A 548-nucleotide genomic window follows, 5' to 3' on the forward strand; every position below is an offset into this window, starting at 1 on the left:
AGGTACCGGGGCTGTGTTTTTTCGCATTACTTCATGGAGCGCGCCAGGAAGGCTGCGATCTGTGCTCTTGTGCAGGTGGCGTTGGGGTCGAACCGGTTGCCGCCCACGCCCTGGGTGATTCCGCCTTCCACGGCCCAGGCCACGGCCTGCGCGTAGTAGCTGTCAGCGGGCACATCAGCAAAGCTGGCGCTGGAGGCAGCGGCAGGCTGACCCATGGCGCGCCACAGCATGGTGACCATCTGGGCACGGTTGATGGTGCCGTTGGGATTCGCGCCGTCGGAAATGCCCTTGGCCTTGGCCCAATTCTGGGCCTTTTCGTACCAGATGCTGCCGCCGGAGAGATCCACATCGTTCTGCCGGGCCAGGATCGTCCACAGCTGGGCACGGGTGGCGGTGGCGTCGGGCGCATAGTGCGTGGCGCTCATGCCGTTCACCAGCTCACGGGCGCTGACGAAGTCGATCTCGTCCTTGGCCCAATGGTTTTGGGTGTCGATGAAGTTCTTGGCATTATCCACGATTTTCACCGTTGCACTGCCGTCCACGGTGAG

The 548-nt window shown here is 63.0% G+C and carries 1 protein-coding gene; it reads right to left on the bottom strand.

The annotated features are described in order from the left end of the window. Positions 1-26: 26 nt before the first annotated feature. Positions 27-548 (bottom strand): S-layer homology domain-containing protein (locus KQI26_RS15170; RefSeq protein WP_216505060.1); only part of this gene is annotated, 522 nt, incomplete at its 5' end.

It is taken from the genome of Intestinimonas sp. MSJ-38 (assembly GCF_018917925.1).
Classification (GTDB): Bacteria; Bacillota; Clostridia; order Oscillospirales; family Butyricicoccaceae; genus Pseudobutyricicoccus.